At 40.2% G+C, this 15990-nt stretch carries 15 protein-coding genes; 4 read left to right on the top strand and 11 right to left on the bottom strand.

From position 1 onward, the window contains the following. The first annotated feature begins 73 nt into the window (after nucleotides 1-73). Together ML462_RS15245 and ML462_RS15240 are read left to right on the top strand one after the other, a co-directional pair. A complete protein-coding gene (locus tag ML462_RS15245) occupies nucleotides 74-505 on the top strand; it encodes a hypothetical protein (RefSeq protein ID WP_240714692.1) in 432 nt (143 codons plus the stop codon). A 100-nt stretch (nucleotides 506-605) separates the two neighbouring features. Beyond that, a complete protein-coding gene (locus ML462_RS15240; protein ID WP_240714691.1) occupies nucleotides 606-977 on the top strand; it encodes a hypothetical protein in 372 nt (123 codons plus the stop codon). 153 nt (nucleotides 978-1130) lie between these two features. Here the strand turns inward: ML462_RS15240 and ML462_RS15235 are convergent, their stop codons facing one another. The 9 genes from ML462_RS15235 to ML462_RS15195 form a co-directional block, all read right to left on the bottom strand. Further along, nucleotides 1131-3872 (bottom strand): heavy metal translocating P-type ATPase, encoded by a 2742-nt coding sequence (locus ML462_RS15235; protein ID WP_240714708.1) that lies wholly within the window; start codon nucleotides 3870-3872, stop codon nucleotides 1131-1133. Nucleotides 3873-4030: 158 nt separating this feature from the next. Further along, nucleotides 4031-4351 (bottom strand): four-helix bundle copper-binding protein, encoded by a 321-nt coding sequence (locus ML462_RS15230; protein ID WP_240714690.1) that lies wholly within the window; start codon nucleotides 4349-4351, stop codon nucleotides 4031-4033. Nucleotides 4352-4488: 137 nt separating this feature from the next. Continuing rightward, the gene (locus ML462_RS15225; RefSeq protein ID WP_240714689.1) at nucleotides 4489-5055 is read right to left on the bottom strand and encodes a helix-turn-helix domain-containing protein; all 567 of its coding nucleotides are present in this window, start codon (nucleotides 5053-5055) and stop codon (nucleotides 4489-4491) included. Between the two features lie 59 nt (nucleotides 5056-5114). Next, complete coding sequence (locus ML462_RS15220) at nucleotides 5115-5678, bottom strand: DUF3347 domain-containing protein (protein ID WP_240714688.1); 564 nt, start codon at nucleotides 5676-5678, stop codon at nucleotides 5115-5117. Between the two features lie 68 nt (nucleotides 5679-5746). Next, nucleotides 5747-7435, bottom strand: a complete 1689-nt coding sequence (locus ML462_RS15215; protein WP_240714687.1) for an efflux RND transporter periplasmic adaptor subunit — start codon at nucleotides 7433-7435, stop codon at nucleotides 5747-5749. Nucleotides 7436-7437: 2 nt separating this feature from the next. Continuing rightward, the gene (locus tag ML462_RS15210; RefSeq protein WP_341481594.1) at nucleotides 7438-8718 is read right to left on the bottom strand and encodes a TolC family protein; all 1281 of its coding nucleotides are present in this window, start codon (nucleotides 8716-8718) and stop codon (nucleotides 7438-7440) included. A 4-nt stretch (nucleotides 8719-8722) separates the two neighbouring features. After that, nucleotides 8723-8890 carry a four helix bundle protein gene (locus tag ML462_RS15205; RefSeq protein WP_240714686.1) on the bottom strand — a complete coding sequence of 56 codons (168 nt, stop codon included), beginning with the start codon at nucleotides 8888-8890 and terminating at the stop codon, nucleotides 8723-8725. A 9-nt stretch (nucleotides 8891-8899) separates the two neighbouring features. After that, on the bottom strand, nucleotides 8900-12667 hold the full coding sequence (locus tag ML462_RS15200; protein ID WP_240714685.1) for an efflux RND transporter permease subunit: 3768 nt from the start codon (nucleotides 12665-12667) through the stop codon (nucleotides 8900-8902). Nucleotides 12668-12753: 86 nt separating this feature from the next. After that, nucleotides 12754-13146 carry an HYC_CC_PP family protein gene (locus ML462_RS15195; protein WP_240714684.1) on the bottom strand — a complete coding sequence of 131 codons (393 nt, stop codon included), beginning with the start codon at nucleotides 13144-13146 and terminating at the stop codon, nucleotides 12754-12756. Nucleotides 13147-13382: 236 nt separating this feature from the next. Here ML462_RS15195 and ML462_RS15190 point away from each other — a divergent pair, with 236 nt between their 5' ends. Next, entirely contained in the window at nucleotides 13383-14330 is a 948-nt protein-coding gene (locus ML462_RS15190; protein ID WP_240714683.1) for an NmrA/HSCARG family protein, read from the top strand. A 5-nt stretch (nucleotides 14331-14335) separates the two neighbouring features. Here ML462_RS15190 and ML462_RS15185 read toward each other — a convergent pair whose 3' ends face one another. After that, nucleotides 14336-14788: an exosortase F system-associated membrane protein gene (locus ML462_RS15185; protein WP_240714682.1), complete on the bottom strand. Its 453-nt coding sequence runs from the start codon at nucleotides 14786-14788 to the stop codon at nucleotides 14336-14338. Beyond that, nucleotides 14773-15327 carry an exosortase family protein XrtF gene (xrtF, locus tag ML462_RS15180; RefSeq protein ID WP_240714681.1) on the bottom strand — a complete coding sequence of 185 codons (555 nt, stop codon included), beginning with the start codon at nucleotides 15325-15327 and terminating at the stop codon, nucleotides 14773-14775. The genes ML462_RS15185 and xrtF overlap by 16 nt, the downstream gene beginning before the upstream one ends. A gap of 83 nt (nucleotides 15328-15410) precedes the next feature. On the opposite strand from xrtF, the gene ML462_RS15175 reads away from it, so the two are divergent. Further along, the gene (locus ML462_RS15175) at nucleotides 15411-15866 is read left to right on the top strand and encodes a GAF domain-containing protein (protein WP_240714680.1); all 456 of its coding nucleotides are present in this window, start codon (nucleotides 15411-15413) and stop codon (nucleotides 15864-15866) included. The last annotated feature ends 124 nt before the right edge of the window (nucleotides 15867-15990 follow it).

Genomic DNA, 15990 nt, shown 5'->3' with positions numbered 1-15990 from the left:
TTTGTTAAAGACCTTAAATTTCAGCCCTACATGATTTAACTTTAAGTACATATAAACCAATAAATTACAAGTGATGAAACGTATAGTATTATTATTCGTTGCTTTTATTACTATAGGAGCATTTGCGCAGGAGGTTAAACAGGATAAAAAGGGACAGCATCATGAAGATCATTCCATAAGCAGTCATATCGATGCAGAGGCGCATGCCATGATGTATGCAGATAAGGTCACCACAAGGCTTAATCTTAATCTTGAACAAAAAGACAAAATTCAGGAAGCCCAAATGCAAAGGTTGCTGCAGGAAAAAGAAATGATGAGTGAGATGATGGCTGAAACCAGTGGACAGAGCGATATAGAAAGCCGGGAGATGGAAATCGAGGAGGATTTCAAGGCTGAAATAAAAAAGATTTTAAACCCGTCTCAGTATAAAAAATGGGAAGAAATGCATGACCGGGAAATGAAGACTCACTATAAGAACGCATACGAAAGTGAAGACCAAAATTAGTTTGATATGAAGACTTCAGAAAACCTTCCTAATTCTTCCATAATTTTAAACCTTTTACTCAATTAAATGTCTAATGTTTATAACCTATAAACCTAAACAGATGAAAAAAATACTCACCGTAATTTTTGTTCTCTTAAGCTTAAGTATGTTTTCTCAGCAGAAAAGCGAACGTAAAAGTGATCTTACTAAAGATGAAATGGCTAGGCTTAGAGCAGACCGATTAGCCATGCAGCTGGACCTAGATGAAGACCAAAAGGAGAAATTGAAAGGTCTATTTGCTGAGAGGATCGAAGCTCAGGAAAAAATGAGGGAAGAAAGGAGAGAAATGAAGGAAGAAAAACAACAGTTCAATGAAAAACAAAAAGAAGAATTGAGCGAGATCCTTACAGAAGAACAATTTACAAAATGGGAAGGTCTCCAGGAGAAAAGACGCAAAGGCAGGAAGCATTACCAAGAAAAACGAAAGAACTAGACCAGGATTAAATATGGAGTGAGGCCCTAAGAAAGGCCTCATTTCTTTTGGCTAGAATTTATTCTCAGTCTCAGTTAAATAAATTTAATTCCAGACGAAGTAATTCAGGTATAAAAGTCTTCCTTGAAGAAAACTGCAAAAATAAATTTTCAGTTAATCCAATTTAGTATTTTTCAGTCTTAAGGCATTTCCTATCACCGATACCGAACTAAAGCTCATGGCCAAAGCAGCGATCATAGGAGAGAGTAAAATTCCAAATACCGGATAAAGAACCCCGGCTGCCACTGGCACTCCCACCGTGTTATAAATTAAAGCAAAGAACAAATTCTGCTTGATGTTCATCATCACCTTCTCACTTAGTTTCCTTGCTCTCAACACGCCCTTTAGATCTCCTTTTACCAGGGTGATCTCGGCGCTTTCTATAGCTACATCGGTTCCCGTTCCCATGGCAATCCCAATATTAGCCTGAGCTAAAGCCGGCGCATCGTTGATCCCATCACCAGCCATCGCGACTTTTCTTCCTTCTGCCTGTAGACCTTTAACCTCTTCCATTTTATCTTGTGGAACCATCTCTGCTTTGAAATCGGCGAGGTTAAGTTGTTTGGCCACCGCCGCAGCAGTCTTTTTATTATCTCCCGTAAGCATTATAACCCTCACTCCTTCCTCCTGAAGTTCTGAAAGTGCCGCTTTACTCGTTTTTTTTATCTTATCTGAAATTGTTACATAGCCCACTGGTTTTCCGTCTACAGCCAGGTAAGATACAGTCTTTCCTTCTTCCTGTTCTACCGACACTTTTTTGGAAATATCAGATGATATTTCCACATTTTCCGCCTGCATTAGTTTATCGTTTCCAAGAGCCAGCAGCTTTCCTTCAAATTCTGCCGTAACTCCTTTTCCTGTAATGGCATTAAAACCTGAAGATTCCCCAAATTTTACATTATTTTCATCTGCATACTTAATGGTAGCTGCAGCCAGCGGATGCTCACTTTGGGCATTCACCGAGGCTACTAAACTTAAAATTTCTTTTTCGGAATATTCTGAAGAAATCGTAATTACTTTTTCCACCGAAGGTTTTCCTTCTGTAATGGTTCCTGTCTTATCTATGATCAGGGTATCTATTTCATTCATTTGCTCCAGTGCCCTTGCATTCTTGATAAGAACTCCATTTTTAGCTCCTTTTCCTACTCCAACCATAACCGACATTGGGGTAGCCAATCCTAAAGCACAGGGACAGGCAATGATCAACACGGCAATAGCGTTTACCAGAGCATAAACATAACTAGGTTCTGGACCCCAGACAGCCCAGGCAATGAATGTTAGAACTGAAATCAACACCACGATAGGCACGAAATAAGCCGAGATCCTGTCGGCTAGTTTTTGAATAGGAGCCTGAGATCTGCTGGCTTCGTTCACCATTTTTATGATCTGGGAAAGTAGGGTCTCATCGCCAACCTTCTCTGCGATCATGGTGAAACTCTGGTTTCCGTTAATGGTTCCCGAACTTACCTTATCTCCTTCCCTTTTATCTACCGGGATAGGTTCCCCTGTGATCATCGATTCATCGATACTGGAACTTCCTTTTTTTATCTTACCATCTACGGGAATCTTCTCTCCTGGTTTTACCCTTAGCACATCTCCTTCTTTAATTCGATCAATCGAAACTTTCTGTTCCTTACCATCAACAACTTTTACCGCTGTATTAGGTGCGAGCTTCAATAATTCTTTGATTGCAGAATTTGTCCTGCTATGAGCTCGCGCTTCCAGCACCTGCCCCATGAGAACCAACGTTAAAATAACCGTGGCCGCTTCAAAATAAACATGCACGGTGCCAGCTTCTGTCTTGAACTGTGCCGGAAAGAAATCAGGAAAGAGAAGTCCGAATAAACTAAAGAGCCAGGCTACCCCTGCTCCTATTCCTATAAGAGTAAACATATTAAGATTCCAGTTCACCACCGATTTCCATGCCCTTTCGAAAAACATCCAGGTTGCATAGAAAACTACCGGCAGAGAAAGGCCGAATTGAATCCAGTTCCAGACTTTTATATTGGCCAGGTCATATAATGGATTTTCAGGGATCATCTCGGACATGGCAATAAGAAAGATCGGCAGTGTGAATGCAACCGAGATCCAGAATTTCTTCAATAACTTTTTATATCCCTTTTCTTCTGTTGATGCTTCTGGTTTAAGAGGAACCAATTCCATTCCGCAAATAGGGCAGTCACCCGGTTCGTCTTTAACCACTTCAGGGTGCATAGGGCAGGTAAACTGTACTTTTGGAGCGGCACTCACCTCCTCCACGAGGTTCATACCGCAAACCGGGCAATCTCCCGGCCTATCGTAAGTTTTATCCCCTTCGCAATGCATGGGGCAATACCAGGTCCCGGTACCTTGTCCTTCGGGTTTATTTTCTTTCGCAGAATGTTGATGCTTTGCATGTTTGTCGCCGGGCATCATAATATGATAATTACCTCCATCCTTTTGCAAAGCATCTTGAAAGGCCTGGACTTTTATATGTTTTTTCATAATGATTTCAGCCTCCTCCTTTTCAAGGTCTACGGTAGCTTTAATCACGCCATCAACTTCATTCAGCATTTTTTCCACATGAGACCGGCATCCATTACAGGTCATTCCGGTTACTTTATAGGTATGCTTCATGGAATCTTGAGACCCGGAAACTGAAGAATCTGGAAAATGAATATGATAATTCCCGCCTTCCTCCTGAAGCGCTTTTTCAAAATGTTCTACCTCGATATGCTTTTCCATTTCGATCACCGCCTCTGCCTTACCTAGATCTACCGAGACATTTTTGACCCCATTTACTTTAGCCAGGGTATTTTCTACATGAGACCTGCAACCATTACAGCTCATGCCGGTAATCTTATATGTATGTTTCATATTCATTCTAAGGTGAAATTAGCGATTTTTTGTAAGAGGTATAATCAGCTAAAGTATGGCAGGAAATAAGATTTGACTTTCAAAATTTGCGGAAAGACTTTCAGAAATGAAAATGCCCGGAATAATTAGAGTTTTCTTCCAGGCATTTAGTTTCGGTATTACGCTAAATATGCTTCGCAGGCACTAACACATTCTCTGCAGGCTTTTGCACAATCCTGGCAATGTTTGTGATCATGTTTAGCACATTCTTCAGCACAGGCTACACAAACTTTGATACAATATTTTACGAGGTCTTTGGTATCTGAATATCCGGTTGCCAATACCTGGTTCAATGTAGAACAAACCTCAGCGCAAACTCTATCGGTTCTTATACAGTCCTTCATCATTTCCACATTCTCCTCGTCGAGGCAGGCATCTGCGCAGTAGTTACAGTGATTGATGCAATTTCCTAGTGCACTTATCATTTTCTCATTTCTCATAACTAATTGATTTTATTGGTTCTATACCAAATTTAGGAAGAGACTATAGTTCACGCTTTTAAAAATTTGCTAAGATCTTTCAGTTTTAAAGGTTTTTAACTTTAAAATCAGGTTTTTAAGAATGTCTTATTCTATAGCTATACTGAATCCAGGCTTTTTCGATCGTGCAGATCTAAACCCCTGTATTCTGAAGGGGTGTAACCGGTAGCTTTTTTAAAGGAAGTAGAAAGGTATGCCGGGGTGGAATAACCAAGCCTGTCCGCAATTTCAGCAATCCCGAGCTCATCGTAACCTAATAATTCTTTGGCGCTTTCTATGCGCAGGGCATTATAATACTTCTGTATGCTCTGGCCTTCACTTTCGGTAAAAACATGAGTTATATGACTGTAGTCAAAGTTTAATTTAGCAGTTAGAATAGTAGAAAGTTTAGTGTTCAAGCTATCTTCAGAATAAACCTCATCGATAATTAGTGATTTAATCATATTGATGAGCCTCTTCTCACGGTCCTGGATGATTTCAAAACCAACCTGGGAGAATTCTTCTTCCAGGATTTTTCTCTCAGACCTGCTAAGCTCTCTTTTTAAAACAGCTTCACCTAGATCAACTTTAACATAAGGAATTTCCAGCTTATCCAGGATGCCCTTTACTGTCATGATACAACGCTGGCAAACCACATTCTTTATTTGTATTCTGTTCTTTTCCAATTGGCAAAAATGATTATAAAAGTCCCGGAATCGTGGAAACCGGGACTCTTCAGATCCTTTTATTCTATGGTTTCATCCACTCTTCCGCACTTGAGCATCTTATCACCAAAATACGGATTTCTAATTTCCTCTGAAGATGCATACCAATAATCTCCTTTTCCCTCAAAAGCCATCGGGCAGAATTGCTTATAGATCTTTCCTGAAGAAATTGCCTCCTTAAGTACAGGATCCATAGCAGCGGTAAGTTCAGAAAAAGTTTCGCGCTGAACATTCACATCACTTTCTGAAGCAAGTTTCCCGGCAATCTCTGCAATCTTACGGTTGCTGTCTGCGGTCTTTACTTGCAAATTTTTAGCAGCTTCTGCTGCGGCTTCTGCATCTGTTTGTACAAGAGCATCTTTAACCGCCAGGTATTCCTCGTAGGCCTGCGTTACATTATCGCTACTGAATTCTGCTTTAGCCATTTTTTTTGATGCTTCGTCAGGAGCTTCCTGCTCCTGGGTCATTTCCTGCATTTCTTCTGAAGAATTATCCTCCTTCTTATTTGAATCACCACAGGAGGTTACCAATAAACTTCCTGCAACCAGGCTAATTGAAAATAGACTTTTTATACTCTTTCTCATTTTAATGTATTTACTATTAATATTGGACGAATTTTAAACTCATTATTACAATTTTTTAAATTCCAGATCTACTCAAGAATTCCGGTAACCTCACCGCAGGTAAGCATTGCTTCACCGTAATATGGATTTCTTATTTCGGAAGACTGGCTCAACCAATCGGCACCTTTATTCGAATTGGCCATAGGACAGTGCTGAACATAGACTGTCTTTCCCAAACTGTCGATATTGGACGTCAGCACGATGATGTTTTCTGACAGGTTCACAAAATGAGCCCTTTGATTTTCCAGATCATCATTTTTTGAAATTGCCTCAAGCATTTTTATCACTTTATTATAGTGGCCAGAAGATGTTTCAGGAAGGTCATTCTCTGGGAGTCGCTGTAAATATGACTTTGCTTCCTTTATTGCTTGTTCAGGTTGAGAGTCTACCAGCGCATCTTTAAGCCTGAAATAATCTTCCAGAGTCTTAACGAATTGTAATTGAAATGACTTTGGAAAGTGCATTTTCACCTCTGCTATTTTATTTTCCTTTGATTTTGCATTATTCATCATTGACCTTTTCCCCTGTAATTGAGCAGCAGCGTCAACAGTAAAAGTTCCATTAGTCACGATCTCCTCGCCAGCTTCCAGACCATTAAGAACCTGGAAGTTTTCTCCAGTTGAATTACCAAGTTTCACTTCTCTCATTTCAAAAGTGGGCTGGTCTCCACCTGTCTTAACATAGACCAGAGACCTTTCACCCGTCCACAGGACAGCACTTCGAGGAATCTCAAGATTTTGACCTTGAGAATCTGAAAAAGAAGATTCGGCCTTAGCCTCTACAAACATTCCCGGCTTGAGTCTGTTTTCATTATTGTTCAATACCACTCTTACTTCAATAGTTCTGGAGTCATCGTTTAGGATGGGATCAATAAACGAGATCTTTCCTGAAAAATCTTCATCTGGAATGGCATTGACATTTATTTTAAGATTCTGGCCCTCCTTAAGATTGGAGATCTGGGGTTCGTAAGCGTCAAAAACCGCCCAAACAGAATTAAGGTTGGCAACTTTTAAAATAGGCATTCCATCCATAATATGGCTACCTTCTTCCACCATGATCTCGGTTACGGTACCGTTTACATGAGAATAAATTGGTAATGATGTTTGTACATTTCCGGTGCTTTCCACCTTATCCAGAACCTTATCCTTGATCATCCAGATCTTAAACTTATTTCTAACCGCATTATATAATTCAGGTTGAGATTCTTTCAGTTTTGCCGCTGTGATCAATTCCTGCTGAGCAGCTACCAGTTCTGGAGAATATACCGAAGCGACGATCTGGCCTCTACTTACCCTATCTCCCACGGTATTGGCAAACAATTTCTCAACTCTTCCATTAAAATGAGCGGACATCACCGCATTCTCGTCTTCATTCACCTCGATCTTTCCAGAAAGTGTAATCGATGCATCTATGCCGCTACCCTGACCAACGACTGTAGTCTGGATATTAGCCAGTTTCATGGCGGTTTCGGTCATACTAAATTCTTCAGCACTCAAACCGTCTGAAGTTGCACTTGCAGGAATCAGTTCCATCCCACAAACAGGACAATCTCCCGGCTCCGTCTGCATGATCTGCGGATGCATGGAACAGGTCCACATTTTGGAAGTTTCTGCCTCCTCATGCTGATGAGTTTGTTCATCTTCGTTATTACTGAAGATCATATATCCCAATAATAACCCGGCAATAAGTATCAAAAAATATATCAAAAAATTTTTCATCTCTAAAAAGTATTATTGGTAAGGTAATTCACCACAGCATCTTTTTGATACCAGGCACTTACCGCTTCCACTAAATCTATTTGTATCTTTAATTGTATTTCCTGGATATCAAGTACATCTTCGAAATCTATAGTTCCTGTCTCATATTGTTTGATCAATAGCTCTTCGGCATTGCTTGCCTGTTGCAGGTTATCGAGCTGGGTATTAAATCTAATCCTGGCGGAATTCCGTTCATACAGTGCGGTTTCAAGCCTGTTTTCCAGGTCATTCAATTTGGCGTCCCTGTCTGAGGTGATCTGGTCCTGCTTTAATTCATTTTGTTTGGAGACTGAACGGTATGTTTTATTAAAAATAGGCACCTGTACAGAAACCATAGGCATTACGATATCCTTTCCATTATCTGAAAAATTAATGTCGGTTCGCTCCTGAACCGAGATATAATCAAGCCCGAATCCCAATTTTGGAGAAGATTCCTGCTGATTCATTTCTTCATTCTTCAAAATACTCTCGGCGTAGTCTTCGAAACGAAGCAATTCGGGGTGCAGAGAGAGGTCATAATTTTCAGACTTTTCCGGTGGGATCATTAGCGTATCCTCAAAATTCAACAAAGTCATTTCATCAATATTCAGGATATTATTGAAACGTGCCTTCAATGCTTCTATCTGTAGTTGTAGATTTTTCTTTTGTTCCAGAAGATCGTTCTGTCTCATCTTCAGCTTTAAAACTTCCACTGCGGAAGCTTTTCCGGTCTCAACAGAATTAAGGGCCATGGTGCGATAAAGATCCAGAAGCTCGATATTCTCCTGAAGCACCTCTAATTTTTCTCTCATTTCATAGAGATCAAAATATACCTCGGAAACCTCTAATTTCAGTTTTCGCTTTGCTATTTCCAGATCGGCTTCTTCCAGGCTTACCAATGCTCCAGCATAATCTTTTCTGGATTGAATGGTACCGAACCAGGGAATGTTTTGCCGAACCGAAACCCTTAATTTTTGAGCACCGGTCCTGGTCTCCGGTTCACTTACGAAGTATCCAAATCCAAATTCCGTATCTGGAATACTCCCGACTTCGTTTATATTTTCCCTCGCAATTTCAACGTTCGCTTGCATGGAGGAAATTTCAGGATTATTGATAAGAGCCTGATTATAAAAAGCTTCCAGTTCTTGTGCTGTCACGGAATGAAAAGTGAAAAATGAAAAGTGAAAAGCTATCATTAGAAATAGCTTCCTGGTATACTCCGTACCCCAAACCGAACTTATCTTTAATGTTCTTCTTATTCTCATAACTTTAAATTTTAAACCTGGCCGTCTTGATAGAGCTTACCAACATGGCAACAATTTTCTTGCAAGCACCCAGAAGATTTCTATGTACCGAAAGGTCCATATATTCCGAATCTTTCAATAAATCCAACCAATAAATAGTCTCATTTGCTTCTTTTAAAATACTTTTTGGCATAATTGCATATTATTGGTTCCTCACATTTAGTTTTTCTCTATTCACTTTAAGCCTATTTTCCTTTCTCCAACAAAAAAGTACGGGAACTACGAACAAGGTGATCAACGCTATAAGCATTCCTCCAAAAGCCGGAATAGCCATAGGGATCATAATATCGCTCCCCCGGCCGGTAGAAGTTAAGATTGGCAATAAAGCCAGAATGGTCGTGGCAGTTGTCATTAAACAGGGACGAATACGTTTCTCCCCGGCTTCAATTACAGATTGCCTGATCTGTTTTATATTATCTGGTGAATTAGTCTCGAAGGTCTGAGTAAGATATGTAGCCATGACCACACCATCGTCGGTAGCAATCCCAAAAAGGGCAATAAAACCGACCCAAACAGCCACACTCAGGTTGATGGTCTTGATCTGGAATAACTGCCGGATGTTTTCCCCAAAAAGGCTGAAATTCATAAACCAGTCCTGTCCGTAAAGCCAGATCAACATAAAACCACCTCCAAAGGCTACCGCGATTCCTGCAAAGACCATGAACGAAGTAGAGACAGATTTGAACTGGAAATAAAGGATCAGAAAAATGATCAATAGTGAAAGAGGAACTACCAGAGAAAGGGTTTTTTCAGCCCTCATCTGGTTCTCATAATTTCCGGTAAACCTGTATTTCACATTTGCAGGCAGCTTTAATTCTTCTGATGCTATCTTTTCCTGTATAAGATCCCGGGCATTTTCAACCACCTCTACTTCGGCAAAACCATCAAGTTTATCAAAAAGCACATAACCGGTAAGAAAGGTGTTTTCACTTTTAATCACCTGAGGTCCCTGCTCATATCTTATTTCCACAAGTTCTCCCAGAGGTACTGGCGATCCACCTTCAACAGGTACATAAATATCCTTAATTTCCTGTGGACTCTCTCTTAATTCGCGAGGATAACGAACCCTTATCCCATAGCGCTCCCTTCCTTCCACCGTTTCACTTAATTGCATTCCACCAACAGCGATTTGCAAAACCTGCTGCACGTCATCAATGGAAATACCGTACCGGGCCAGCCGTTCACGCTGAATATCGATGAGAAGGTATGGTTTACCAACAATACGGTCGGCGAAAACTGCTTCAGCTTTAACACCCTCGGTTTCTTTCAGGATCTCTTCCAGTTGCATTCCAAACTGCTGAATCTGTTGCAGATCTGCCCCCTGAACTTTAATTCCCATAGGAGCACGCATCCCGGTTTGCAACATGATGAGACGGGTTTCTATGGGCTGAAGTTTCGGCGCGGAAGTAACTCCGGGTAATTTTGTAACCCTGGCGATCTCATTCCAGATATCATTGGGAGATTTTATTACCGGCCTCCAGTTCCTGAAGTATTCTCCATCAGCATCTGGAATTAACTGATCCCTGGTTACTTTAAGAGGATTTGTTACTAAAGAAGCTTTTGGCTCTATCTGGGAAGAGGACTCAGTTGAAAATTCTAAATTTGGATTAGCCGCTAATTTTCCGTTTTTCAGTATAAAATAACCATTTTCATTAACGCGATAGCGTTGCTTTTCTCCCTCTTCATTCTCCATATATTCAGTTTTATACTGAATAATATTCTCGTACATGGACAAAGGTGCGGGATCCAGCGCCGACTCTGCTCTTCCGGCTTTTCCTACCACTGTTTCTACCTCGGGAAGACTTGCTACGGCCATATCCAGTTGCTGCAAAACCCTTTTATTTTCTTCCACTCCGGAATGCGGCATAGAGGTTGGCATCAGCAAAAATGAACCTTCGTTCAGCGAGGGCATGAATTCTTTACCGGTATTTTTCATGATAAGGAATCCCAGAACAATAATTAGGGTTGGTATGCTAAGAAACAGCAGTTTATTTTCCAGCGTCCATTGTAAAATTCTAGTGTAATAAGATTTGAACAAATAAAAGACCGACAATAAACCGACGCTGATCAGAGCAACAAAGACCAGGTTCAGCAGAACACTATTCTGTAGTCCCAATGGTCTCCAGTATACCGAAAGCATCAAAATCATGGTGATCACCGTTAGCCCGATCTTAAATAATTTTGCCCGGCCTTCATCCATCTTTTCAAGTTTCAACAATAAATTAATAATTCCGAAGCCTAGGAGGGCCAAACCGATCCAATAGCTGAAAAGGACTGCCAGGATCCCACCAAGTATCAGAAAAACCGGAAAAATATATGTGAATCTGCTTCTATAATTCCTTTTTTTGAAAAGTATAGCTGCAATTGGCGGAATTAGAAATAGAGCCACCAGGATCGAAGCAGCAAGCGCCATTGTTTTAGTAAAGGCAAGGGGCCTGAATAATTTACCTTCAGCTCCCACCATCGTAAATACAGGAATAAAACTAATTATGGTGGTTAGAACAGCCGTTAGGATAGCCCCTGAAACTTCTGCGGTAGCCTCATAAACGATCTGGTTAACGGGTCGGTCGTCTTTCATATCAAGATGACGAATGATATTTTCACAAAGGATGATTCCCATATCCACCATCGTCCCAATGGCAATCGCGATACCAGACAATGCAACGATATTTGCCGTCACTCCAAAGATCTTCATGGTTATAAAGACCATCAACACTGCCACCGGTAATAAACCAGAAATAAGGATGGAGGCGCGAAGATTAAAAACCATTATGACGATCACCAGGATAGTGATGAGGATCTCCATGGTAAGCGCCTCATTCAAGGTTCCCAAAGTTTCCTGGATCAGTTCGGTTCTATCATAAAAAGGTACTATTGTTAATTGAGATTCTGTCCCATCCTTCAGAGTTTTCGCGGGCAGACCTGAACTTATTTCTTTAATTTCAGCCTTTACATTATTGATCACTTCCATGGGATTGGCACCGTAGCGGGCAACCACTACACCTCCAACAACCTCGGCTCCCTCCTTATCCAGGATTCCACGGCGGGAAGCAGGACCCATGGAAACATTGGCGATATCTTTGATCCTGATAGATGCGTAATCTTCTGAAAAAACTACAGCATTCTCAATATCTTCAATAGATTTCACATAACCCAGGCCGCGCACCAAGTATTCGGCCTGGTTAATCTCCAGGGTCTGGGCACCGATCTCACGATTGCTCTGCTTTACAGCCATAACTACCTGATCCAGGCTAATATCATACTGACGCATTAATTCTGGCTTCACATCAACCTGGTATTCCTGAACATATCCGCCAATACTGGCAACTTCTGAAACGCCACCGGCTCCGGAAAGGGCATATTTCACATAATAATCCTGAACACTTCGCAGTTCCTGGAGGTCCCAGCCACCGGTAACATTTCCGTCCTTATCGCGACCTTCCAGGGTATACCAGAAGATCTGTCCCAAACCGGTGGCATCTGGCCCCAAAGAAGGATTTACTCCTTCCGGTAAAAGGTTTTCAGGTAAGGAATTCAGTTTTTCTAGGATCCTGCTCCGACTCCAGTAAAACTCAACATCTTCCTCAAAAATGAGGTAGATACTGGAAAAACCAAACATAGAAGAGCTTCTGATGGTCTTCACCCCGGGAATTCCAAGTAAACTGGTGGTTAAAGGATAGGTGATCTGGTCCTCGATATCCTGAGGTGAACGCCCGGCCCATTCGGTAAAGATGATCTGCTGATTTTCACCAATATCGGGGATGGCGTCAACGGCTACGGGATCATTGGGCAACAAACCCGTATCCCAATTAAATGGAGACGTCATAATTCCCCAGCCAATAAGAATGACCAGGAGAATAAACGCGATAAGCTTGTTTTCGATTAAATATTTTATGCTTCTGTTTAGCATTATCTGATGATTTAGAATTAGAGATCCTGCGCACAACACGGGATGCCACTACATGAAAATGAGTGGTTTGAGAACTAATTCTAAAATCAGATTAAAAATACCTGGTCTACCAGATGTATATCTGTGACCAGTAAGGGTGGAGAGTAATCCTTAAAAGGAATGATCTGCTTTGGTAAACTTTCGAAAAGGTTTAAGTAGGTGAAAGTAAACGTGGTGATAAAAAATTGTTTTTGAAAATCTATAGAATCAAATGAGATCTTCAATTCATCCTGACCTTGCACCTGTATCTTTTCGTTAGTACAGCAGTGATCTTCTTCACCAGAGGTCATTTGCATTCCGCAAGTTTTGGCTTTAGAGAACACCGCCTTATCTACAAGATGATCTCCACAAAAATGTTTGTCTACCGTGAAAGACATGGTAGAAAACATTAGCATAAAGGCCATGCTTATAGAAACTATATGTTGAAAGGCTTTTTTCACTGCCTACAAAAATACATTTTTTTTAAATATTGGAGGTTTTCGCCAATTGAACCCTTTTTAAGAATCGTAAAATTAGGCTAATATCAAATCATTCGATTTCAGTTTTTGGGAATAGGCTTTCAATTTTATTTGAATTCAAGCCTGAAAATTTCAGTTATTTCAAAAAAGATTTTACACCTAAACCCTTAACTTTAAGGTGGTTAAATAAATGAATATCAATAATTTAAAATTTCATTATGGAAAATAAAAAAGTTATTGCCATTGTTGGGGCAACCGGAGCACAGGGTGGTGGTTTGGCCAGAGCGATATTAAACGATCCTGAAGGGGAATTCAAAGCCAGAGCTATCACCAGAAACCCAGATTCAGATAAAGCTGGAAAATTAAAGGAAATGGGGGCCGAGGTAGTTCAGGCTGATATAGATGATAAAGAGAGCGTCATCAATGCCTTTAAAGGGGCTTATGGCGCATATTGTGTTACGAATTTCTGGGAACATTTCTCCCCGGAAAAGGAAATGCAGCAGGCAAAAAACATGGCTCAGGCAGGAAAAGAGGCCGGACTCCAGCATGTAATCTGGTCTACCCTTGAAGATACCAGAAAGTGGATTCCGCTCGACGACGATCGAATGCCCACCCTAATGGAAAAATACAAAGTCCCGCATTTCGATGCCAAGGGTGAAGCAGATGAATATTTTTCTGAAAGCGGTGTTCCCTACACCTTATTGTTCACTTCCTTTTACTGGGATAATTTTATCAATTTCGGCATGGCTCCTCAAAAAGGAGAAGATGGTGAACTGGCGATCACTTTTCCCATGGACAATAAGCAATTACCTGGTATTGCTGCGGAAGATATCGGAAAATGTGCCTACGGAATCTTTAAAGCCGGAGACACTTATAAGAATAAAATTGTGGCTATTGCCGGCGAACATCTCACCGGTAAGGAAATGGCTGAGATCTTTTCTGAAGTTTATGGCAGGAATATTAAATATAATGCTGTTTCGCCAGAAGTTTTCCGAAGTTTTGATTTTCAGGGCTCCGATGATTTAGGAAATATGTTTCAGTTCAAGGCTGAAGAAGAAGAATATTTCTGTACCATTAGAGACATTAATACCAGCAGAAAACTAAATCCGGAACTGCTAAACTTCAGAAACTGGTTAAAGCAAAACAAGGATAAAATGGAAGTATAGTTGTTTTATGATCTACCTGATTCTCTTATTCGGTAATAATAAAATGCAGGCAACAGAATAAGTAGAAATAAAGGATGAATTAGAAAGCGTCTCACATAAAACAAAGCTAGATAATGCTCTCTCTCTATATTCAGTATTAGAAAAATAAATGCCGCAGTAGTTAGAACATACAGAATCACATAGAGAATCGCTGAAAACTTCAGGATATTGAGGTCCCTGAAACCTAAATAAATAATAGTCAGCGAGATAATGGAGTTCAGAGAAAACCTTAGTGTAAGATTAAACATTAGCTTTGCCATATCCATAGGTGGAATGATCCCAAGCAGGTAATCTGACTTAAAAAAAACGATTAGAGGATCATAAAATATTTCCTGCTCAAAAAACCTTATCGCCGCAAGCATAAGGACCAGTAATCCTATTGCAAAAACCCGGTATCTCCTTTTTACTTTTTTCTCCATTTCGAATAGATTCTAACCCAGATTAACCAGAGAATAAAGACGGTACCATAGATCGCTAAAGGGAAAAAAACCGAATGCATAAAACCGGAATATTGGGGATATTCATAAATACTTACCGCCAGGATCACGATACGCAGAATGTTGATCGCATAAATAATGACCGAACCGGCGAAAACATAAAATAAAGTTGATGTGGTTTTCCCAAAGAATGCGAGTATAAACGAAACGAAAAGGATGATGATGCTGGCAGAATTACAACCTTCCACGATTCCGGCTAAAAAATAATCGTCTACCATGAGCTTCATAGATAGTCCCGTGTAATGCATTACTACTTCCACATCTTCGTAACCAATTCCCTGCATCACACTTCCGCTTTGACGGGCAACCAATTGAGTTAAGGGATCAGGAATGGGGTTCTCGGTATCATAGATCAGCAAAAACCAGTTATAGAGGCTTGAGAATAGGAAATAACTACCCAGGAAAATAAATATGAATTTAAGGACAAGTCGGTATTTACGAACCAGGTCGATCAATTTCAATTGGGGGTTTTTAACAAATTTATAGAATTGAAAGGCTCCGTTTACATGAGAAATTGAATACTTTTGCACCAAAGATTGTTAATATGCCATTTCAGAAATTAAAACCGCAAGTAGAAGAGATCCTTCAAAATGAGAAGATAAGCGTTGATAAAAGGCTTACCGAAGTATGTGAATTACTTGAAAAAAATATTCCATATTATGACTGGGTAGGTTTTTATTTTAAGAATGGAAACAAGGAAGAACTTAAGTTGAAAGCTTTTGCCGGTGAACCAACAGATCATGAGATCATTCCATTTGGTCGAGGCATTTGCGGACAGGTAGCAGTCTCCAATAAGAATTTTGTAGTTCCAGATGTGAAGGCACAGAATAACTATATCGCTTGCAGCATTCATGTGAAGGCTGAAATAGTGATCCCACTTTTTGTAAATGGAGAAAACATTGGTCAGATAGATATAGATAGTCACACTGAAGATCCATTTTCACATGAGGACGAATTATTTCTTGAGTGGGTGAATGAAAAGGTTGCTGAAATACTATAGGAGCTAATAAATACATGAAATAACAACAAAAGCCTTAGGAATTCCTAAGGCTTTTATCGTTTTGGTAATAGTTAGTTTTAGTGATTTTTCTTCTTCAATATGAATTCTATCTAAAATTGAAAGA

The organism is Christiangramia lutea (assembly GCF_022489035.1).
Taxonomy (GTDB): domain Bacteria; phylum Bacteroidota; class Bacteroidia; order Flavobacteriales; family Flavobacteriaceae; genus Christiangramia; species Christiangramia lutea.
Note: the sequence above shows the minus strand (reverse complement) of the source record. Positions and strands in the feature narration are given on the sequence as shown.